Genomic DNA, 20142 nt, shown 5'->3' on the forward strand with positions numbered 1-20142 from the left:
GCCAATAAATGCGATTTCAGGTTAAAACATCCTAATGTCAGGACAAACTATTGACATTAGTGGGCCCAATCACCATGATCGAGGTAGACAGTGCTCCGGCGGCTGCAGAGTGGCAGCCCGGAAACTGAGATCAAAGGAGATTCAGGTGGCTAATTTTTCCTGGCGCAAGGCAGCCCTTGTTGCGGTGGTAGTGCCGATGATGGCGTTGAGCGCGTGTTCAAGCACCGGAGGAAAGCCCGCCGAGACGGGTGGCGGCGCAGGTGGTGGCCAGGCCGCAAGCACGGACCGCATCAAGGTGGCTCTCATTACCCACGCGGCCGCGGGTGATACCTTCTGGGACATCGTCCGCAAGGGTGCCGAGGAAGCGTCGGCGAAGGACAACGTTGAACTCCTCTACACGTCCGACCCCGAAGCCGGGCGTCAGGCTCAGCTCATCGAGCAGGCAATAGATCAGAAGGTCGACGGCATCGCGGTCACGCTCGCCAAGCCCGAAGCCCTCAAAGATGTCCTGAAGAAGGCCGCCGACGCGGGCATCCCGATTGTGAGCCTCAATGCCGGCGAGGGTGTCTCGGCGCAGCTGGGAGCGTTTACGCACTTCGGCTCCAACGAGCAGCTCGCCGGTCAGGCCGTGGGCACCAAGCTCGCCGCGGACGGATTCAAGCATCCGATCTGCGTGATACAGGAACAGGGGCACGTCGGACTTGAAGCACGGTGCGCTGGTGTCAAGGCGAAGGTGCCCGGAACGGAGATCCTTTACGTTGACGGCAAGGACATGACCTCCGTCCAGTCCACCGCGACCGCCAAGCTCCAGGCTTCCAAGGAGGCCGACGTCATCATCGGCCTCGGGGCTCCCATCACGCTGACGCTCCTCAAATCGGTCACTGACGCGGGCAGTTCGGCCAAGGTGGCAAGTTTCGACCTGAACGCGGATCTCTCCCGGAAGATTGTGGATGGTGCAGTTCTGTTCACCGTGGACCAGCAGCCGTGGCTGCAGGGATACGGCGCAGTCGACGCGCTGTGGCAGAACAAGCGCGGCGGCTTCAGTATCGGTGGCGGCCAGCCCGTCCTGACCGGCCCCGCGATCGTCGACAAGTCAAATGCGGCCGATGTCCTGAAGTTCGCCGAGCAGGGTATCCGCTAACAGCCCGCTGGCCGGGGCCGGTTCACGCCGGCCCCGGCAGCAAGGAGAATTATCATGACCGTCACTCAGACCAAGCCAAAGCCCGCGGCGCCCGATGAGCGCGTCGCCAAGCGCAGTCCGTTCCAAAAGCTCCTCGGACGTCCCGAGGTCGGTGCCCTGGTGGGTGCCATCGTCCTGTTCATCTTCTTCGCGTTGGTCTCCCCGACGTTTACCCAGCCCAACGCGCTGGCGACCATCCTCTACGGTTCCTCCACGATCGGGATCATGGCGGTCGGGGTGTCCTTGCTGATGATCGGCGGGGAGTTCGACCTCTCCACCGGTGTCGCCGTGATCTCCTCGGCGCTGACGGCGTCGCTGTTCAGCTGGTACTTCAGTACGAATGTGTGGGTGGGGGTTGGCCTGGCCCTGCTGGTCTCCCTGGGCATTGGCTTCATCAACGGCTGGATCCTGATGAAGACCAAACTGCCCTCCTTTATCGTCACCCTGGCCACGTTCCTGATGCTGACCGGCCTGAACCTGGGCCTGACCCGCCTGATCGGCGGCTCGGTCTCCTCACCCTCCATCTCCAACATGGACGGCTTCGCCTCGGCCCGGGCGGTGTTCGCATCCTCGGTGACCATCGGCGGGGTCGACGTCAAAATCACCGTGTTCATCTGGTTCGCCCTCGTCGCGGTGGCCACCTGGGTGCTGATGCGGACGCGGGTCGGGAACTGGATCTTCGCCGTCGGCGGCGACGCGAACGCGGCCCGTGCCGTGGGGGTGCCGGTCAAGGCCACCAAGATCGGCCTGTTCATGGCCGTGGGCTTCTGCGGCTGGATCCTGGGTATGCACAACCTCTTCGCCTTCGACACCGTACAGTCCGGTGAAGGCGTGGGCAACGAGTTCCTCTACATCATCGCCGCGGTGATCGGTGGTTGCCTCCTTACCGGCGGCTACGGCTCGGCGATCGGCGGCGCGATCGGCGCGTTCATCTTCGGCATGGCCAACAAGGGCATCGTCTACGCGCAGTGGAATCCGGACTGGTTCAAGTTCTTCCTCGGCCTGATGCTGCTGCTGGCCACCATCGTCAATCTCATCGTCAAGCGCCGCGCAGAGCTCAAGTAAAGGGGCCGGAGAAATGAATGCCAAACAGATTGACCAGCAGACCCTGCTCCAGAACGAAACCGACCCGCTGACGCACACTCCGGTGCATCTGCTCTCGCTGGACAGGGTCGGTAAACGCTATGGCAACATCGTCGCCCTGACCGACGTCACGATGGCCGTGGACAATGGCCGCGTTACCTGCGTCCTGGGCGACAACGGCGCCGGCAAGTCAACACTGATCAAGATCATCGCCGGGCTGCACCAGCACGATGAGGGCGCCCTGAAGGTCATGGGGGAGGAACGGAAGTTCACCTCCCCTCGCGACGCCCTCGACGTCGGCATCGCCACCGTCTACCAGGACCTCGCCGTGGTGCCGCTGATGCCGATCTGGCGGAATTTCTTCCTCGGCTCGGAATTGACCTCCGGCTTTGGCCCGTTCAAAAGCATGGACGTCGAGAAAATGAAGGACATCACCAAGCACGAACTCGCCGAGATGGGCATCGACCTCCGCGACGTGGAGCAGCCCATCGGCCAGCTCTCCGGCGGTGAACGCCAGTGCGTCGCGATCGCACGGGCCGTGTACTTCGGCGCGAAGGTGCTGATCCTTGACGAGCCGACGGCGGCCCTCGGAGTGAAGCAGTCCGGCGTGGTGCTCCGTTACATCCTGCAGGCCCGCGACCGCGGACTGGGGGTCATTTTCATCACCCACAACCCGCACCACGCTTTCCCGGTTGGGGACCGGTTCCTCCTGCTCAAGCGCGGCAAGTCGATCGGCTACTACGAGAAGAAGGACATCACCCTCGACGAACTCACCGCCCAGATGGCCGGCGGCGCGGAGCTGGCCGAGCTCGCGCACGAACTGGAACAGCTTGGTGGGCACGGCGACGTCGTGAAGGAAGTCAAAGGCGAAGTAGCCGAGGTGGCCCAGACCACCGGCAAGGCCTACAGCTGAACTGCCGAGACCAATTGAAAGGACAGCCCCTTGGCCTACGTCACCCTGAATCCCGCCGGAGTCCCGGCCCCAGTACGGATCGGACTCATCGGCTCCGGCTGGATGGGGGCGTTCCACGCCGAAAGTATCGCCCGCCGCGTCCCTGGCGCCGTCCTCGCGGCCATCGCCGACCCGAACGTTGAATCCGCGGAAGCTTTGGCCCGCTCCCTGGGCACCGTCAAGGTGACGCCCAACGCCGAGGACATCCTGGCGGATCCGGAGATCGACGCCGTGATCATCGCGAGCCCGGCGCGCTTCCACTCCTCCCTCATCGCGCAGGCTGCCGCCGCCGGAAAACACGTCTTCTGCGAGAAACCCGCCGGCCAGGGGCTCGACGAACTGGACGCCGCACTCGCCGCGGTGGAAGCGGCGGGCGTGCACTTCCAGATCGGGTTCAACCGCCGGTATGCGGAGGATTTCCAGGCCGCCAAGAAAGACCTTGCCGCAGGCGTTGCCGGCACGCCGCAGCTCCTGCGTTCGCTGACGCGCGACCCCGGCAACGGAAATATCCCGAACGCGGCCAGGGTCCCGGCATGGACCATCTTCTTGGAAACCCTGATCCATGACTTCGACACGCTCAACTGGTTCAACGAAGGCTCCGAGCCCGTGGAGGTCTACGCGGTCGCGGACGCCCTGGTGGAGCCGGGCCTCCGTGATCAGGGCTTCCTGGACACAGCAGTAGTCACCATCCGCTACAGCAACGGAGCCATAGCCGTGGCGGAAGCAAACTTCAGCGCACTGTACGGATACGACATCCGCGGGGAGGTTTTCGGCTCGAAGGGAATGGTCCAGGCCGGCCGTGCCACGGAGACCGCAGCCCGCCGCTACACCGCCGAGGGACTGTCCGCCGATACACCGCGGCTCAACGTCGAACTGTTCAGGCAGGCCTACACGGATGAACTCGCCGATTTCGCCGACGCGGTGCGCGCACGGCGTGACGGCGTGCCGCCGTCGTCGTCCGCCTTTACGCTCAGGCCGGGGGCCGCCGACGCCAGGCGTGCGCTGGCGATGGCGCTGGCCTGCATCGACTCAGTCAAGCTGGGCGCCCCGGCGGCCGTGGCAGCATCAACAGCCGATTATGCGGAGGATAAAGCATGAAGGACGTCATTCTTGGCCTGGTCGGAGTAGGGCGGATCGGCGTCATGCACGCCAACAACATCGCCGCGCTGAACGGGGTCCTCAACGCGGAGGGCATCAACGTCAGGCTCCGGCTCACCGACGTCGCGAAAGAGCATGCGCGGACCGTGGCGGCCGGGCTCGGCGCCGAGTTCCTTCCCTCGGTGGAGGCACTCCTGTCCTCCGGGCTGGACGGACTGGTCGTTGCCACCGGGACTGCCACCCACCCGGAACTGATCAAGGCAGGCGTGGATGCCGGCATCCCGGTGTTCTGCGAGAAACCGGTGGCCTTGAATGTGGCGGATGCCCTGAAGGTGCTTGACTACATCCGGGACCGGAAGGGCGTGGTGCAGATCGGGCACCAGCGCCGCTTCGACGCCGGCTACCTTGAAGCACGGCGCGCTTACCAGGCCGGCGAGCTGGGCTGGATCCACTCGCTACGGGCCGTCACGTGCGACATGGCACCCCCTCCGGTGGAGTTCCTTGCCAGCTCCGGCGGCCTCTTCCGGGACTGTTCCGTCCATGACTTCGACATCCTGCGCTGGCTGACCGGCCGGGAGATCGTCGAGGTGTACGCCAGGGGCTCCAATAACGGCGACCCGGCGATCGGCGAAGTGGGGGATGTGGACACCGCGCTCGCGCTGGTAACGTTCGACGACGGCACGGTCGGGACGGTCTCCGCCACCCGGTACAACGGGGCAGGCCACGACGTCCGGCTCGAAATCCAGGGTTCGCGCCGTTCGCTGATGGTGGGTCTGGATGACAAGACGGCGCTGGCATCGGCCGAAACCGGCGTCCACTTCCCCGCGGGCGAGCCGCACAAGACCTTCGCTGAACGCTTCGACCAGGCGTACCGCTCCGAGATGGCGGCTTTCGTGGAGCTAATCCTGGGCCGCCGGGAGAACCCGTGCACGGCAGAGGACGCCGTGGCTGCCTCCCGCGTTGCGGACGCCGCCCAGGAATCGCTGGCGACGGGCGTTCCGGTTCGCGTGGCACAGAATGTGGCCCGCTAACCCCGGCGGACGCTGGCCCCGGCCCATAGCGCCCACTGGCAGACGAAGAAGCCCCTGACCGGTTGAACCGGTCAGGGGCCTCGTCTCGTCTTTAGGCGGTGAAGGGCAGCCGCGGGTCCACGTCCTTGCCCTCCCAGGTCTGGCGGATCCAGCCGTGGTGCGGGTCGTCGCTGATGAGCCACTCACGGACGGGGCCGGGGCCGGCCATCACGTTCAGGTAGTACAGGTCGTACCCCGGGGCGGCCATCGCGGGCCCGTGCCAGCCGTACGGAACCAGGACGACGTCGCCGGTGCGGACCTCAGCCGACACATCGATTGGCCGGTCGTCGGAGGCATAGACGCGCTGGTAGCCGATGGCGTCGCCTTGCACGCCTGAGCCGGGGGCGGGACCGTCCGGCGCTACGCGGGTCTCGAAGTAGTAGATTTCCTCGAGGTTGGTTTCGCCGTCTTTTTCCTCGTCATGCTTGTGCGGGGGATACGAGGACCAGTTGCCGGCCGGGGTGATGACTTCGCAGACGATGAAGCGGTCGGCCTCCAGCGCGGCCGGGGTGCCGAAGTTGTGGACCTGCCGTGAGCAGTTGCCGGCACCCCGCAGTTCCACGGGAGTCTCGGCGGCGGTCACGAGCCGGGTCGGGTATGACGTCTTCGCGGGAGCCGTTGCGACCGCCACCCTGCCGCCGTCGGCAGAACTGATGGTGACAGCCTTCTCCGTGCCTGTGTACAGCACATCGCTGGGGCCGTGGAAAACACTGGCCCTGCCAGCCAGCCGGTAGTCTTCGCCGTCCACCGTGGCGGTGAAGGAACCGCTGAGCGGAACCACGATCCGTTCCTCGCCGGCGGCAGGCAGGTCGACGGCGGCGCCCGCCGGCAGCGTCGCCACTTTGAGTCCGGTGTGGGTCCAGCCGTTCACGTCAAGCGCGGAATCGGATGTTCCCAGCGAGATGTCCCAGCTGCCGTCGGCGGCGGAACCCAGGGGATATACCCAGTTGGCCATAGGGTTGCTCTTTCGTTAGTGGGGGAGTCCAGCCCGGCCGGACGGGCAGGAGGCAGCGGCTAGCGCTCGGGCAGGAGGCTGGTGCCTAGCGCTGGACGAGGGTCATTTCAAAGCTGTAGGAGTCGCCGCGGTAGACGTGGTGGCCGGTCTCCACCATGCGTCCCGTGTCATCCACTGCGGTGCGCTCCATGGTCACCAGTGCAAGGCCTGGCTGCGTATCCAGCAGCGGCGCCTGGTAGTCATTGGCCACCATGGCCCCGATGCGCTGCGAGGCCAGCCGGAAGTTCACGCCGCCATTGCGCAGGATCGCGTACAGGCCCTGGGCTTCCAGCTGGGCTTCGTCGATGGGGGTGATGTCGTCGCGGACCCAGTTTTCCATCAGGGCCAGCGGTTTGCCGCCCACCTTGCGCAACCTGGTGAAGTGGTAGACCTTGGCGCCGGCGGGAAGCTGGAGGGCTTCGCGCGTGGGAGCATCGGCTTCGATATGGGAGAAGCTCAGCACCTCGGTGGTGGGCTTGCTTCCGTTATTGGTGAGGTCGTCGTAGAGGCTCGAAAGCTCCAGCGGCCTCCGGACCTGGCTGGACACAACCTGTGTCCCCACGCCGCGCTTGCGCACCAGGAGCCCGGAACGCACCAGTTCGTCCATGGCCTTGCGCATGGTGGGCCGGGACAGGTTGAGCTGGGCAGCAAGGTCGATCTCGTTTTCCAGCCGGCTGCCCGGGGGAAGCAGCCCGGTGTGGATGGCGGACTCGATGCCCTGGACCACCTGGTGGTAAAGGGGCACCGGAGAAGAGCGGTCGATACTGAGATTAAGTTGATTCGCCACTGAGCGCTCCCTTGTGCTCCGCGACCTCCGAGGGTACCGGAGGGCCCGCGTATGTCAGCGTATGTTCTCTTGATAGGACATACTGCCTTTTTGACGATAATAGCAGGCTGTTTTACGGTGGCCAAGGAGCGGCAACGGGGTGCCGTCCGGGTTGGGGCTAGTCGCCAGGCGCCGCTGCCCGGCCGGGCAGCGGCCGGTTGCGGCACACGTCCACGAACGCCCGGAAGGGCGCGACGCGGTCCTCGGCCGGGAGCTCGAGGACTTCTGGATGCCATTGAACGGATGCCACCCAGCGAGCGGGATCCTCCAGCGCCTCCACGGTGCCGTCGCCGGCGACGGCCGTTACGATCAGCCCGTCCGCTACGCGGGCCACCGCCTGGTGGTGTCCCGAGGCGATCTTCACCGTCAGGCCGTCAGCCCCGCCGTCCCTGCTGTAGAGCCGCCCCACCTTCGAGCCGGGGAGAATGTCGACGTCGTGCCAGGCCCAGGGTCCGGGCGCCGTTCCCTCGGCGCCGTCCGCCGCCGCCCCGCCTGCTGCGGGCTCGTGGTGCGTCAGGGGACCGGCCGCCATGTCCTGCACCAGTGTTCCACCGTAGAGGACATTGAGGACCTGGTGTCCGCGGCAGATCCCCAGCAGCGGCAGCCCTTCGTCAAGGCTCCCGCGTGCAACCGCGAGGTCCAGTTCATCCTGTGCGGGGTTCACGTCATAGCACTCCGCCGTCTGCTCTTCTCCGTAGTGCCGCGGATCGAGGTCTCCGCCACCGGGGAGTACGACGCCGTCAAGCCCCTTGAGCGTTTCGGCCAGCCGGCCGCCGTCGGAATGTGTCGTCAGCAGCACCGGCTCCCCGCCGCCGTCGCGGACCAGCTCCACGATGTACTCAAACAGTTCATTGGCTTCCCCGACCCGCGGGTCGGGGTCCCGGGAGCTGCTGAGTCGGACCGGGATTCCGATCCGCGGCCGGGCGGGCGGGTTAAGGGGAGGAATGCGCATGACTCATTCTGCAACAGGCCGAAACGGTTAGGCTTGCCGGATGAACAACAGATACCTTGTGTCCCGCCAGCGCTTCATCCAGGCCGGGCCCGAGGCCGTTTTCGAGGTCCTGGCTACGCCTGCCCTGCACAGCGTGATCGACGGGTCTGAAACCGTGAAAGCGGCGCAGCCGCGCGGTCCGGAGAGGTTGTCAGCCGGCGCCAGGTTCGGCATGGAAATGAACATGATGGTGGACTACAAGATCCTCAACACGGTCTGCGAGTTCGAAGAGGGCCGGCGCATCGCCTGGCGGCATTTCTTTGGCCACGTGTGGCGCTATGTGCTGGAACCCTCCACCGACGCCCGCGGAATCCCGGGCACGCTGGTTACCGAGCAATGGGATGCCAGGCAGGTCCGGGGGAAGTTCTTCCTTCGGCTGGCCGGCTACCTGCGCCGCCACCCCGCCAACCTGGACGCCACACTGGCAAAGCTGGACCAGTATGTTGCCGCTTCGGGCCATGATGCTGATCCGGAACGCGTTCAACAGTAATGTTGAAAGCACCCGCAGCGGCGGGCATGACTAAAGGCAGGAGCCAGGATGGGTCGCAGGACACTCGTTGACGATCTTGTCGACGGCCTGCTCGACGACATCCTCGACGGCAGGCTGAAGCCGCACGATGCCATACCCCCCGAAGCGGACATCGCGAAGGCCTACGATGTCAGCAGGCTCACCGTACGCGAGGCGCTTAAGGCGCTGCGGGCGCAGAACATCCTCTACGTCAAGGCCGGCCGGGGAACGTTCGTCAATCCCTCGGACAACTGGACCGGGCTGGACGCGATCTTCAAAGCCGCGTCGCACGGAAACGGCGCTGACCAAGTCTCCGTGGGGCTGATCGAGATGCGGCGCATGGTGGAAACGGGTGCGGCCTCCCTGGCCGCCAAGCGGCACACCCCTGAGCACGCCGAACAGATGCGGGAGTGCATCACGGCAATGAAGCGTTTCCACGAGTCCGGCGATTTGGACCGCTTTGTCGAAGCGGACATCGCATTCCATGACGCAGTGCTGAAGGCCTCGGGCAATCCGTTTGTCCGGGCCCTGTTCGCGCAGCTGGGCCAGCTGCTCTACATGACCAGGCGGGAGACCTCGGCGGTACCCGAAATCCAGGTTCATGCCATCGAGTACCACCAGAAGGTCATGGACAGCATCCTCAGTGGCGACGCCGAGCTGTCACGGCGGACCATGGACGAACACATGGACCAGACGTACCGCGACTACGAACGCTACGTCCACCGTTCCGAGTCCTGACACGGCCCACCCCTAAAGGGGGGGGGCATCCCTCAGCCGGGCAGACCCCGCACCACTCCAGGTTCATCCGCCGTGGCTTGACGTAACCCAGATCACGCTTCTATGATCTTTCTCATGTTCTTCCGTCAGATGTCAGACATCAGACTTGCCTAGTCGCACGACGGAAACCCCCACATCTCCATCGGACCGCGCCACTGTCCAAGTGCCGCCTCCGTCAGACAGAAGGTCGATGATGACTTCACTTTCCATGCGGCCCGCAGGGCTCGGCGAGCTCGGTGAGCGCACGCTTCGCAAGGTCCGCCGCCGCGTTATGCCGCTGATCGTCCTGCTTTACTTCGTTGCCTACCTTGACCGCAACAACGTTGGCTTCGCAAAACTCACCATGAGCGAGGACATTGGGCTCAGCGCTGCTGCCTACGGCCTTGGTGCAGGCATCTTCTTCCTGGGCTACGCCCTGCTGGAAGTGCCTAGCAACGCCGGAATGTACCGCTTCGGCGCACGCAAGTGGCTTGCCCGGATCCTTATCACCTGGGGCATCTTCGCCACGGCCATGTGCCTGGTCAACGGAGAAAGCACCTACTACATCATCCGGTTCCTGCTGGGTGCGGCCGAGGCCGGGTTCTTCCCCGCCATCCTGTTCTACCTGACCCTGTGGTTCCCGGCCGCGCAACGCGTCACCGTGCTGGGCATCTTCATCCTGGCCCAGCCCGTTTCCAACGCACTCGGCGCTCCGGTGTCCGGACTGCTGCTCCAGATGGACGGAATTCTCGGCCTGCAAGGCTGGCAGTGGCTCTACATCATCGAAGGCATCCCCGCGATCCTGCTGGGCCTGCTGACCCCTATCCTCATGACCGACCGGCCGCGGGACGCCAAGTGGCTCAACACGGACGAGCGCGAATGGCTTGCCACCACCATGGAAGCCGAACTAGCTGCCAAGTCCAAGGGTGGACAACACAACTTCCTGGCCGGCCTGAAGGACAAGCGCACGCTGGTCTACTCCGCCCTGTACTTCGGCCTGGTCTGCGGCATTTACGGCCTTGGCCTCTGGATGCCCACCATTGTTGCCGCCCTCGGCAAGTTCTCCACGGCAGAAGTGGGATTCATCGTCTTCATTCCCTACGCAGTCGCCGCGGTCTTTGTGTACTTCTGGAGCAAGCGGGCGGACCGGACAGGAAAGCGCGCCTGGCACACCGCCGTCAGCATGGTTCTCGCCGGTATGGGCCTCCTTGCGGCGGGGTACCTGCTCCCGGTCAACCCCGTCCTGGCCCTGATTGCCCTCACGGTCTCCGCCATGGGGATCTACGGAGCCATCGCCCCGTTCCTGTCCATGCCGTCCGCGGCGCTCACCGGTGCAGCCGCCGCGTCCGGGCTGGCCCTGGTCAACTCCCTGGGAAACCTTGGCGGGTTCGTGGCACCGTACGCCGTCGGCATGCTCAAAGACGCCACAGGCAACAATCAGAGCGGCCTGCTCTTCCTGTCCTTCTGCCTGTGCGTCACGGCGGTGGCCACCTACCTCTACGCCCGGAAGCGGCCGGAAGGTGATGCCGCCCTGGATCCCGCAGTTGCCGCCGCAGCAGCGGTGAACGCAGACCCGGCCAAAGCCCGCTCCTGACCGATCGAACACCAACGAATCCCGACGAAAGACACACCATGACAACCACCTCATTTCCCGCCGAACGCACCGTCGTCCTGACAGGGGCAGCTTCCACCCGCGGCATCGGCCGCGCAGCTGCGGACCGGATGGCCAGCGAAGGCTGGTCAATCGCCATCCTGGACATCAATGCCGAGGACGCCAAGGCCGCGGCTGCCGAGATCGGCTCCAACCGCGCCGTGAAGGCCATCGGAGTGGGCGCCGACGTTTCCGACGCCGCCTCGGTGGACCGTGCGATCAGCGAAATCGAAGAATCGCTGCCGCCCATCGTCGCACTCGCAAACCTGGCAGGCATCAGCTCGCCGACCACCTTCATGGAAACCACCGTGGAGGAATGGGACAAGGTTTTCGCCATCAACATGCGCGGCACCTTCATCGTGTCCCAGCGAGTCCTCAAGGGAATGATCGAGCGCAAGCTTGGCCGCATTGTGAGCATTTCCTCTATTTCCGCCCAGCGCGGCGGCGGCACTTACTCGAAGGTGGCCTACAGCGCTTCAAAGGCCGGAATCATCGGCTTCACCCGTGCCCTTGCCCGGGAAGTTGGCGAGTTCGGCGTCACCGTCAATGCGATCGCACCGGGCCCCATCGACACCGATATCATGGGCGGCACCCTGACCGACGAGCGCAAGGCCCAGATGTCAGAGGGCATCATGATGGGACGGGTGGGAACCCGTGAGGAAGTGGCCGCCCTGATCTCTTTCCTGCTCGGTCAGGATGCCGGTTATATCACCGCCGCCACGTATGACATCAACGGGGGACTGCAGGTCAGCTGACCACTAGGCTGGCTCCATGAACGCCGCCCGCAGCCTGAGGCCCAGCCCCAGAACCCTTGAGGTTGAAAGCCTGGACAACTTCGACCGGCTGGTGGACGCGGGGGTCCGCAGCATGCGGGGCTGGCATGCCCAGTCCCTGGACCTCCGCGGCCGCACCGCTCCGCTGGAAGCCATGGACGCGCAGGGTGCCATCTTCCTGGGCTGCACTTTCGAGGAGGGTGTAGAGGATTCGCTCCGGAGCCGGGGTGCGCTCATCTTTCCCAAGCTGGAAACCGTGCCTTTCAATCCCTACCGCGGGCAGCTCTACTCGCCGCAGGAGCTCTACTTCGGTCCGCCGGGCGGCCGATACGAATCAACGCTGGACGCCCGGATCTACCAGTGGAGCATCCGGCCCGGCCAGCGGCAACGGCTGGACGCCACGCTCGCGGCTGCACTGCATGACCACTCGATCGGTGACGCCCTTGATGAGCTGACACGCTCCGAAGTGTGCCGGGGCCGTCCGATGGTGGGTGTGATGGGCGGCCATACGGCGGGGCGGGGAACGCCGGCCTTCGAGGAAGCCGCCCTCGCCGGGCGGCTTCTTGCCAGAAGCGGACGGGTAGTGGCCACCGGCGGGGGACCGGGCGCCATGGAGGCCGCCAACATGGGCGCGTATCTGAGCGAACTGCCGGACGCGGACTTCCACGCAGCGTTGGCGCAGCTGGAGGCCGTGCCGGGGTTCCGGCCCTCTGTGTCCGCGTGGGCGCGGACGGCTGCTGCCGTCGTCGAACGCTATCCGGACGGCAGTCCGTCGCTGGGGGTTCCCACGTGGTTCTACGGGCATGAGCCGCCCAACTATTTCGCCACCCACATCGCAAAGTATTTCGCCAACGCCATCCGGGAGGCGATCCTGCTGGAGCTGTGCGACGGCGGTGTGATCTTCCTACCCGGGTCCGCCGGCACCCTGCAGGAAATCTTCCAGGACGCCTGCGAGAACTACTACGGTGCCTCGGAAACCGTCACGCCCATGGTCCTTGTGGGCCGCGAACACTGGCAGCGCCGCTATCCTGCCTGGCCTTTGCTGCAGAGCCTTGCCTCGGGAAACGCCATGGCGGACAGGATCTTCCTGGTGGACACGGTGGAGGAAGCCCTCGGCATCGTGGCGGGTTAGCAGCAGCGGGCTAAAGGTCCTTGCGGCAGGTGGTCTTGCCCAGCTGGTAGAGGCCGTTGAGGTCGCCGGCGGCAAGGCCCTCCGGAGTACCGATCTCCGGATACATGAGCTGCCGCGGGTCATCGACATGCTCCAGCCCCATTACATGGGACAGCTCGTGCAGGATCACGGCCGTGGCGTAGGCAGAGCCTTGCGGTCGCTCGAGTTCGCCAGTGATCTGCGGGGCGTCGAGGTCCAGGCTGCCGGTCACGAAGGTCTTCGGGCCGCCGTCGAAGCTGTAGTGGGTGCTGCCTCCGGTGCCGATCACTTGCCCCTTCAGTTTCGGTGCGGCCTCCGGGGTGGTCCACGCGATGAGGAGCGGCGCCCAGCGCTCGCCATACGTTTCGGGCTGGTAGGGGTCGCGTTCCTCGGCGGGTGCTTCGGTGGAGGGTCCGTCGTAGATGAACCGGATACCCGTGGCGCGCGAAATCGTGCCAATGGCGTTTTCCACCAGATCTTCCGCACCCGCGGGCGCCAGCCCGGCATTGACGACGTAGTGCAGCGGACGGCAGGGTGAATAGCCCACGGGCGTCCCGTCGTCGTTCGTGGCCAGGAACTTGAAGGAATCACTGCGTGAGGGCGGTTCCTCCGCCGTTCCCAAGGGGGAGTCCGCTTCCTCGAGCCCCGGGGGAGGCGCGTCCGCGTTGACACTCTCCGCGACGACCCCCGGCTGCTGCTCCGCGGCCTGTCCGTCGGGGACATTGCTGTTGCGGAACTGGAAAAGCCCCACAACACGGGGATCTCCGTAAAACAGCCCGGCCGCCGTGAAAGCTGCCGCGGCGATCAAGGCGGTGAGTGCCGCTGTGCGCAGGATCCGGGCCGGCGTGCCCAGCCGGCCCGCATGCCTCGGCCGGCGTTGCCGCGGTTGCGGACCCTCCACTAGGCCACCACCGCGCCGAACGCCATTCCGAGGAGGTAGGTGACGGCGGCCGCGCCCATGCCGATGGCCAGCTGCCGGAAACCGCGGCTGGTCGGAGAGGTGCCGGACAGCAGGCCGACGACGCCGCCGGTCAGCAGGAGGGCCATCCCCACCAGAACGGCGGAAACGGCAAGCGCCGCCACGCCCGTCATGCCAAGGACGAACGGGATGATCGGAATGATGGCGCCGGAGGCGAAGAAACAGAAGCTCGATGCCGCTGCACTCCACGCCGTGCCCACGGCTTCGTGCTGGTCCTCGGCGTCGGGGAGTTCAGGCTGGAGCGACAGGCTGGGGTCGCAGTCGCAATCCAGCATGCCCGTGCGTTCCGCCACGCGGTGTTCGGCGGCTTCCCGGGACATGCCGCGGGCCAGGTACACCAGCAGCAGCTCGTTGTGCTCGAGGTCCAGCCGCGGGGCAGCGGACAGGGTGATCTGGGTGGGCCGCGTTGCGGCCAGGAGCTCCCGCTGTGAGCGGACGGAGATAAATTCGCCGGCGCCCATGGACAATGCGCCCGCAAGGAGTCCGGCCACACCGCTCAGGAGAACCACCTGGCTGCCGACGCCGGACGCAGCCATACCCATGACCAGGGAAAGATTGCTGACCAGGCCGTCATTCGCGCCGAACACGGCAGCCCTGAAGGAACCCGCCAGGCGGTTGCGGCCGCGGGTGGCGAGCCCGCGGACTACTTCCTCGTGGATCTGTTCGTCGGCGACCATGGCGGGCGTGGCCGACGGGTCCGAAGCATAGGGGGAGCGGCCCTCGGCGCGTTGCGCCAGGGCCAGGACGAACACGGAACCGAAATGCCGGGCGAGGAATCCCAGTAGCTGGCTGCGGAGGGACGCTTGCCGTGGCTTCCCTGCGTGATCCCCGAGGAGCTGGAGCCAGTGGGCTTCGTGTCGACCCTCTGCCTCGGCCAGGGCCAGAAGGATGTCCCGCTCCTCGCCGCTGCGGTTCTGGGCCAGCTCGCGGTAAACGCGGGCCTCGGCCCGTTCGTCGGCGAGGTATTGGCGCCACCGCTTAATGTCGGCCGGGGTTGCGCTGCCTTCGGGTGTTTCGGGTGCGCCTGCTGCCGTACGGTCGGCGGGAAGGGCGCGATCATGGTCAGATTTAGCGTGCTGAGACACGGACACTCCTGGGCTAGATGGGGCATGGTTTCGGCCCCATTGCAGATCCAGCGTACCGCGGATTTACGCGGATTTTCGGCCGGCATTCCTCACCCGGAAGTTTAGGCGGCCCTCAAATGTGGCCTCCAACCGATGGCTTCGGCGGAGGTGTTTTGACGGGCTATTGACCGGGCCGCATGCCGGTGCTGTGATGATTGCCAGGGCAGGTGCTTCCGTAGCCCCACCCCTGGCCGCATAACCAGAGACGGAGGTTTGCACCATGGACACGAACGGATCACACCCCATCCAGCCGGAACGGGACACCCTCGAATCCGATCCCGCCTACGATTTTGCCGATGACGCTCCCATCGACGACGCAGCAGAGACGGAGGAAGAGGAACTGCTCGAAGAGGCCGGTCGTCTTGTTCCGCTGGGCGAGGACGATTTCCTGGGCGATGAGAAACCCGTGGTGCCCCTGGGCGGGGAAGAATTCCTAGAGAGCCTGAGGAAAACGAGTGAGGGCTCCCATCCCTATACAACCGATCCCTTAAACGAACGACGCCGGTGCCTCCCCGCGGAGGGGAGGCACCGGCGTCGTGCATTGTTTTGCCGGGATCAGTTGACTGGCGTTAATTGACCGGTGTTAGTTGACCAGAGCCGGAGCCGGCTCTTCTTCGTCGACGTTGCCGGCGACGCGCTCCTGCCAGTTCCGCATGACCCGGGGGTCGGTGGGCTTGGTTGCCACGGACACCACCACGTAGACGATGCCTGACGCCAGCAGGCCGTAATAGATCGGCTCATTGGCGTAGATGCCGTCCAGCGGCGCCGCGGCATTGATCTCCAGGTAGATCATGGTGCCGAGTGTTACCACCGTGCCTACCGCCATGGATGCCGCCGCGGCCACGCCCGTGCCCCGTTTCCAGACGAGTCCGCCAAGGATCGCGACCAGGAGTCCGCCCACCAGGATGTCGTAGGCGATGGTCAGGGCTGCCACGACGTCCTTGGTGATGATGGCGATGAGGATGGCCACGATGCCAAGGCCAAGGACCCACATGCGGTTCGCCTTGACGTCGTGCTCGGGGTTGTCGGTGTCATCGGTGTTGATGTCCTTGCCGAACCAGCTGGCAACGAACGGAAGGACGTCGGCACGGGCCACGGTTGCCGCCGCGATCAGGGCGCCGGAGGCGGTGGACATCATGGCCGCTACGGCTGCTGCGAGCACCAGTCCGCCGATGCCGACGGGCAGCAGGTTCTGGGCCACCTCGGCATAGACAACGTCCTTGCCGAGGTTTGCGACGTCGATCTCCGGGAGGGCCACTCGCGCACCCAGGCCGATCAGGGCGCCGGCCGCACCGTAAAGGATGCAGTAGATGCCGGCTGTTGCGCCGCCCCAGCGTGCCACGGTGGGCGTCTTGGCGGTGAAGACGCGCTGCCAGATGTCCTGGCCGATCAGGAGGCCGAGGGTGTAGACCACGAAGTACGTGATGATGGTCTGGATCCCGATGCCGTCGATCTGGAAGAAGCTGTCCTCGACGCGGCTGCGGATGCCGTCCAGGCCTCCGGCTGCATTAAGCGTGAAGGGGAGCATCAGGAGGAAGATCCCCACCGTTTTGATGACGAACTGGACCTGGTCCGCAAGGGTGATGGACCACATGCCGCCAATGGTGGAGTACACCAGGACGATCGCCCCGCCAACGGCGATGGCGAGGGCGCGGTCCCAGCCGAACAGCACCACAAAGATGGTGGCGTAGGCCCCGGTGGAGGTGGCGCAGAGCATCAGCGTGTAGGCCAGCATCACGATTCCTGAGGTCTGGGTGGCGCGGCTGCCGTATCGGAGCGTCAGCATTTGGGACACCGTGTAGATCTTCAGCTTCTGGATGGTGCCGGCGAAGAGCAGGCTCAGCAGGAGCACTCCGGACCCGATGGCCACCACGAGCCACATGCCGGAGATGCCGAACTTGTAGCCGAGGCCCACACCGCCCACCGTTGAGGCGCCGCCGAGGACAACGGCCGCCATGGTCCCGGTATAGAGGAAGGGGCCAAGCCTGCGGCCGGCCACCAGGAAGTCGCTGTTGTTCTTGGTGCGGGATTTGCCCCACCAGCCGAAGGCCAGCATGGCGATCAGGTACACCACCACGATGGCGATGTTGACGAAGTTTGCGTCCATGTTGATGGCTCCTTGGAGCGTAGTGGCAGCAGGGCAGGAATCCGCGGGCGGCGCCTTGGCGATGCCGGAATCTGCCTGCTGGAGAGACGGGGATACAGGGGAGATCCCTGTGGGTAATGCCGTGGTTTCGAGGTGATTGCCTAATAGACAACTCTTGTTGCCCCAAAGGGTATGTTGTGATCCGCGTAACAGTCAAGGCGGATTGACACCGTGTCCCGTTCCGGCGTCACAAGGTAGGTATCCCGCTAGTATGGCTCCAGCGATGGGGCCGTGCGGCCGGCTGCGAAAGGTTCGTAAATGAAGGCTCTACCAGTTGAACCGAGCAACATTCCAGTTGCCATCGGTTCGCGCATCCGCGCTGCCCGCCAGTCACAGCGGCTCACTATCGAGCAAGTCGCAGACGCCACGGGCCTCACCAAGGGATTCCTCAGCCGGGTGGAACGCGACCTGACCTCGCCGTCGGTGGCTTCCCTCGTGACCCTCTGCCAGGTGCTCTCGATCTCCATCGGCGACCTTTTTGCGGCACCGGAAACGCACCTCACCAAGAAAGACGAGGGACCCCGGATTTCGCTGGGCGGCGAAGGCATCATCGAGCGCCTCCTCACCGCCCGCTCCGAACGGCGCGTCCAGATCATCCAGGCCGTGATCGAACCGCGCGGCCGCGGGGAATCCGAACTCTACGCAGTTGACTGCGATGTCGACGTCCTGCATGTGATCAGGGGCCGCATCCGGCTGATCCTGACCAACGAGGAATACGAGCTCAGCACCGGCGACACTGTGACGTTTCCCGGCCGGGAGCCCCACACCTGGGTCAACCCCACGGACGACGCCGTCGAGGTCCTCTGGGTGCTGGTCCCCGCCGCCAGCCGCTAAACGCGGCGGGGCTGATCCGCCCCGGCCGGCTAGCCGACGTGGACCCAGGGCCGGCGCGTGACGTCCGGCTCGGCCTCGCGCAGCACTTCCCGGGTCACAGGGGCGATCTCACCCTCGCCAAACAACAGGAACCGGGTCAGGTTGGTCAGCGGGTTGCCCTCGGTCCAGCGGAAGTAGATATGCGGCATCAGGCCCGTGACGTCACGGAGGTGGAGCAGGACGGCCGCCAGGGTGTTGGGCACGTTGTTGCTATGGATCTCAAGGATGCGGAAGCCGTGCCGGATTTTCCCGGTGACCATGAGCTCCTGTTCGAAGTCTGAACTGTCGTCCACCAGGATCTCGATGAAAATGGCATCGCTGTCCACGGGCAGGTGGTTGGCCAGCTGGGCATGTTCCAGCTTGGCCCGGTACCTCGCTGCGCTGAGGTGTTTGGGTTCGTGCGCAATAAGCCGGATGGGCCCCTCTTCGTTGGCTGCCATGAACTCCAGGGCCCGTTCGTCAAGCCGGATGTGGGTGGCGCGAAGTTCGAACGACCGCCGGACGCGGGAAGCGAAGCTGACCACCACAATGCCGAGGATGAACAACGCCGCGATCTTCAGGCCGTCGGGGCGCTCCACTACGTTCGCCACCGTTGTGTAGAGGAAGACGACGGCGATCGCACCGAAGGCGAACGTCCGGCCGCGTTGGTGTCGGCGCCGGGCGGACAAGGTGACGGCGATGGATGCGGAGGTCATCAGCACCAGCACGCCGGTGGCGTATGCGCCGCCCTGTGCTTCGACGTTGGCCTCGAACACCACCGTGATGAGGAAGGCGACGGCGGTGAACACGAGTACCAGCGGCCGCACGGCGCGGGTCCAGGCCGGCGCCATGCCAAAGCGCGGAAGGTAGCGCGGCACCAGGTTGAGGAGCCCCGCCATCGCGGACGCCCCGGCGAACCAGAGGATGGCGATGGTGCTGATGTCGTACACCGTCCCGAAACCGTCGCCCATGTACTGGTGGGCCAGGAAGGCCAGGGCGCGGCCGTTGGCCTTGCCCCCCGGTTGAAACTCAGCGGCCGGGATCAGGAACGTGGTGATGAAGCTGGACGCAATGAGGAACCCGCTCATGATCAGGGCGGCAGTGGTCAGGAGCTTGTGCGCGCCGCGGATCCGGCCGTCGGGCTTTGCTTCAGTGTCGTCCGGGCTGCCCTGGATCTGGGGCATGACGGCAACTCCCGTTTCGAAGCCGGACAGGCCAAGGGCGAGTTTGGGGAAGACCAGCAGCGCGATGCCGATCATCACCAGCGGGTTGCCGTGCTGCTGGTTGAGGGCGGCCCACCAGTCGGTGACAACGTGGGCTTCGCTGAATACATGCGCGATGCCCACCAGCACCACTACCGCGTTAAGCAGCAGGAATACTGCCACCAGGATGACGGCCACGTTGATGGCTTCCTTGAAACCGCGGAGGAATACTATGCCCAGGCCGGCAATCAGTGCCAGCGTGATGGCCACTTCCTGGCCGTGCAGGAAGTCCGGGGCGAACGGGTTTTCGATGGCGTGGGCGCTGGCATCCGCTGCCGAGAGGGTGATGGTGATCATGAAGTCCGTGGCGGCGAATCCCAGGAGCGCCAGGACGAACAGCTTGCCGCCCCATCGTGGCAGGAGCCGTTCCAGCATGGCGATGGAGCCTTCGCCGCGGGGACTCTCCGAGGCCACCCGGCGATACACCGGAAGCGCGCCGAGGAGCGTCACCGCCACCAAGACCACGGTGGCAAGCGGGGAGACCATTCCAGCGGCGAGTGCGGCAATGGCCGGCTGGTAGCCAAGAGTGGAGAAGTAGTCGACGCCGGTGAGGCACATGACTTTCCACCAGGGCTGGGGGGTGTGGTTCGCCTGCGGCTGGCCGTGCGGCCCCTGGCGTTTGCCGGATCCTTCGGGCATGCCCTCCAGCAGCCAGCTCCGCAGGCGGTGGGGCTTGCGGGTGAACCTGTCCGAGGGGTCGGCCGGCGGCCTGGTGAGCGTGGTCACGGTATCCTTTCACGCAGCGCG

The 20142-nt window shown here is 65.4% G+C and carries 19 protein-coding genes; 12 read left to right on the top strand and 7 right to left on the bottom strand.

The genetic code is table 11. The features are described 5' to 3' along the window. Positions 1–145: 145 nt before the first annotated feature. Genes JOE41_RS15245 through JOE41_RS15265 form a run of 5 tightly spaced genes read left to right on the top strand, consistent with a single transcriptional unit; the run spans position 146 to position 5344 of the window. Entirely contained in the window at positions 146–1141 is a 996-nt protein-coding gene (locus JOE41_RS15245; RefSeq protein ID WP_209752824.1) for a substrate-binding domain-containing protein, read from the top strand. A gap of 54 nt (positions 1142–1195) precedes the next feature. Beyond that, on the top strand, positions 1196–2245 hold the full coding sequence (locus JOE41_RS15250; RefSeq protein ID WP_209752825.1) for an ABC transporter permease: 1050 nt from the start codon (positions 1196–1198) through the stop codon (positions 2243–2245). Positions 2246–2258: 13 nt separating this feature from the next. Beyond that, positions 2259–3176: an ATP-binding cassette domain-containing protein gene (locus JOE41_RS15255; RefSeq protein WP_011690697.1), complete on the top strand. Its 918-nt coding sequence runs from the start codon at positions 2259–2261 to the stop codon at positions 3174–3176. Between the two features lie 30 nt (positions 3177–3206). Next, a complete protein-coding gene (locus tag JOE41_RS15260; protein WP_209752826.1) occupies positions 3207–4313 on the top strand; it encodes a Gfo/Idh/MocA family oxidoreductase in 1107 nt (368 codons plus the stop codon). Next, entirely contained in the window at positions 4310–5344 is a 1035-nt protein-coding gene (locus JOE41_RS15265) for a Gfo/Idh/MocA family oxidoreductase (RefSeq protein WP_209752827.1), read from the top strand. Before JOE41_RS15260 ends, JOE41_RS15265 begins: the two co-directional genes overlap by 4 nt. A 91-nt stretch (positions 5345–5435) precedes the next feature. Here JOE41_RS15265 and iolB read toward each other — a convergent pair whose 3' ends face one another. The 3 genes from iolB to JOE41_RS15280 form a co-directional block, all read right to left on the bottom strand. Next, a complete protein-coding gene (gene iolB / locus JOE41_RS15270; RefSeq protein ID WP_209752828.1) occupies positions 5436–6338 on the bottom strand; it encodes a 5-deoxy-glucuronate isomerase in 903 nt (300 codons plus the stop codon). Between the two features lie 85 nt (positions 6339–6423). Continuing rightward, positions 6424–7164 (bottom strand): GntR family transcriptional regulator, encoded by a 741-nt coding sequence (locus JOE41_RS15275; RefSeq protein ID WP_011690701.1) that lies wholly within the window; start codon positions 7162–7164, stop codon positions 6424–6426. 157 nt (positions 7165–7321) lie between these two features. Beyond that, a complete protein-coding gene (locus tag JOE41_RS15280) occupies positions 7322–8155 on the bottom strand; it encodes a gamma-glutamyl-gamma-aminobutyrate hydrolase (protein ID WP_011690702.1) in 834 nt (277 codons plus the stop codon). Between the two features lie 40 nt (positions 8156–8195). Here JOE41_RS15280 and JOE41_RS15285 point away from each other — a divergent pair, with 40 nt between their 5' ends. From JOE41_RS15285 to JOE41_RS15305, 5 genes are all read left to right on the top strand, one after another. Next, the gene (locus JOE41_RS15285; protein ID WP_209752829.1) at positions 8196–8684 is read left to right on the top strand and encodes an SRPBCC family protein; all 489 of its coding nucleotides are present in this window, start codon (positions 8196–8198) and stop codon (positions 8682–8684) included. 48 nt (positions 8685–8732) lie between these two features. Then, positions 8733–9440, top strand: a complete 708-nt coding sequence (locus JOE41_RS15290; protein WP_209752830.1) for a FadR/GntR family transcriptional regulator — start codon at positions 8733–8735, stop codon at positions 9438–9440. A gap of 229 nt (positions 9441–9669) precedes the next feature. Beyond that, positions 9670–11052: an MFS transporter gene (locus JOE41_RS15295; RefSeq protein WP_156810610.1), complete on the top strand. Its 1383-nt coding sequence runs from the start codon at positions 9670–9672 to the stop codon at positions 11050–11052. Between the two features lie 38 nt (positions 11053–11090). Continuing rightward, entirely contained in the window at positions 11091–11864 is a 774-nt protein-coding gene (locus tag JOE41_RS15300) for an SDR family NAD(P)-dependent oxidoreductase (protein ID WP_209752831.1), read from the top strand. Between the two features lie 16 nt (positions 11865–11880). Beyond that, the gene (locus JOE41_RS15305) at positions 11881–13014 is read left to right on the top strand and encodes an LOG family protein (protein ID WP_209752832.1); all 1134 of its coding nucleotides are present in this window, start codon (positions 11881–11883) and stop codon (positions 13012–13014) included. A 10-nt stretch (positions 13015–13024) separates the two neighbouring features. On the opposite strand, the gene JOE41_RS15310 is transcribed toward JOE41_RS15305, so the two are convergent. After that, positions 13025–13933 (bottom strand): matrixin family metalloprotease, encoded by a 909-nt coding sequence (locus JOE41_RS15310; RefSeq protein WP_209752833.1) that lies wholly within the window; start codon positions 13931–13933, stop codon positions 13025–13027. After that, positions 13933–15096, bottom strand: coding sequence for a VIT1/CCC1 transporter family protein (locus JOE41_RS15315; RefSeq protein ID WP_011690709.1), 1164 nt, complete (start codon positions 15094–15096; stop codon positions 13933–13935). The genes JOE41_RS15310 and JOE41_RS15315 overlap by 1 nt, the downstream gene beginning before the upstream one ends. Before the next feature lie 259 nt (positions 15097–15355). Between JOE41_RS15315 and JOE41_RS15320 the strand changes: the two genes are divergently transcribed. Next, positions 15356–15712, top strand: a complete 357-nt coding sequence (locus JOE41_RS15320; RefSeq protein ID WP_209752834.1) for a hypothetical protein — start codon at positions 15356–15358, stop codon at positions 15710–15712. A gap of 6 nt (positions 15713–15718) precedes the next feature. Here JOE41_RS15320 and JOE41_RS15325 read toward each other — a convergent pair whose 3' ends face one another. Then, positions 15719–17242: a sodium:solute symporter gene (locus tag JOE41_RS15325; protein ID WP_011690711.1), complete on the bottom strand. Its 1524-nt coding sequence runs from the start codon at positions 17240–17242 to the stop codon at positions 15719–15721. Between the two features lie 297 nt (positions 17243–17539). On the opposite strand from JOE41_RS15325, the gene JOE41_RS15330 reads away from it, so the two are divergent. After that, a complete protein-coding gene (locus JOE41_RS15330; protein WP_011690712.1) occupies positions 17540–18115 on the top strand; it encodes a helix-turn-helix domain-containing protein in 576 nt (191 codons plus the stop codon). A 29-nt stretch (positions 18116–18144) separates the two neighbouring features. Here the strand turns inward: JOE41_RS15330 and JOE41_RS15335 are convergent, their stop codons facing one another. Beyond that, entirely contained in the window at positions 18145–20121 is a 1977-nt protein-coding gene (locus JOE41_RS15335) for an amino acid transporter (RefSeq protein WP_011690713.1), read from the bottom strand. Between the last annotated feature and the right edge of the window lie 21 nt (positions 20122–20142).

This window comes from Arthrobacter sp. PvP103 (assembly GCF_017833075.1).
Taxonomy (GTDB): domain Bacteria; phylum Actinomycetota; class Actinomycetes; order Actinomycetales; family Micrococcaceae; genus Arthrobacter.

Excerpts from the sequence above, each read along its gene's own strand:
- JOE41_RS15250 (WP_209752825.1), top strand. The coding sequence starts at position 1,196 with ATGACCGTCACTCAGACCAAGCCAAAGCCCGCGGCGCCCGATGAGCGC.
- JOE41_RS15255 (WP_011690697.1), top strand. The coding sequence starts at position 2,259 with ATGAATGCCAAACAGATTGACCAGCAGACCCTGCTCCAGAACGAAACC.
- JOE41_RS15265 (WP_209752827.1), top strand. The coding sequence starts at position 4,310 with ATGAAGGACGTCATTCTTGGCCTGGTCGGAGTAGGGCGGATCGGCGTC.
- iolB (WP_209752828.1), bottom strand. The coding sequence starts at position 6,338 with ATGGCCAACTGGGTATATCCCCTGGGTTCCGCCGCCGACGGCAGCTGG.
- JOE41_RS15280 (WP_011690702.1), bottom strand. The coding sequence starts at position 8,155 with ATGCGCATTCCTCCCCTTAACCCGCCCGCCCGGCCGCGGATCGGAATC.
- JOE41_RS15285 (WP_209752829.1), top strand. The coding sequence starts at position 8,196 with ATGAACAACAGATACCTTGTGTCCCGCCAGCGCTTCATCCAGGCCGGG.
- JOE41_RS15290 (WP_209752830.1), top strand. The coding sequence starts at position 8,733 with ATGGGTCGCAGGACACTCGTTGACGATCTTGTCGACGGCCTGCTCGAC.
- JOE41_RS15295 (WP_156810610.1), top strand. The coding sequence starts at position 9,670 with ATGATGACTTCACTTTCCATGCGGCCCGCAGGGCTCGGCGAGCTCGGT.
- JOE41_RS15300 (WP_209752831.1), top strand. The coding sequence starts at position 11,091 with ATGACAACCACCTCATTTCCCGCCGAACGCACCGTCGTCCTGACAGGG.
- JOE41_RS15305 (WP_209752832.1), top strand. The coding sequence starts at position 11,881 with ATGAACGCCGCCCGCAGCCTGAGGCCCAGCCCCAGAACCCTTGAGGTT.
- JOE41_RS15320 (WP_209752834.1), top strand. The coding sequence starts at position 15,356 with ATGGACACGAACGGATCACACCCCATCCAGCCGGAACGGGACACCCTC.
- JOE41_RS15325 (WP_011690711.1), bottom strand. The coding sequence starts at position 17,242 with ATGGACGCAAACTTCGTCAACATCGCCATCGTGGTGGTGTACCTGATC.
- JOE41_RS15330 (WP_011690712.1), top strand. The coding sequence starts at position 17,540 with ATGAAGGCTCTACCAGTTGAACCGAGCAACATTCCAGTTGCCATCGGT.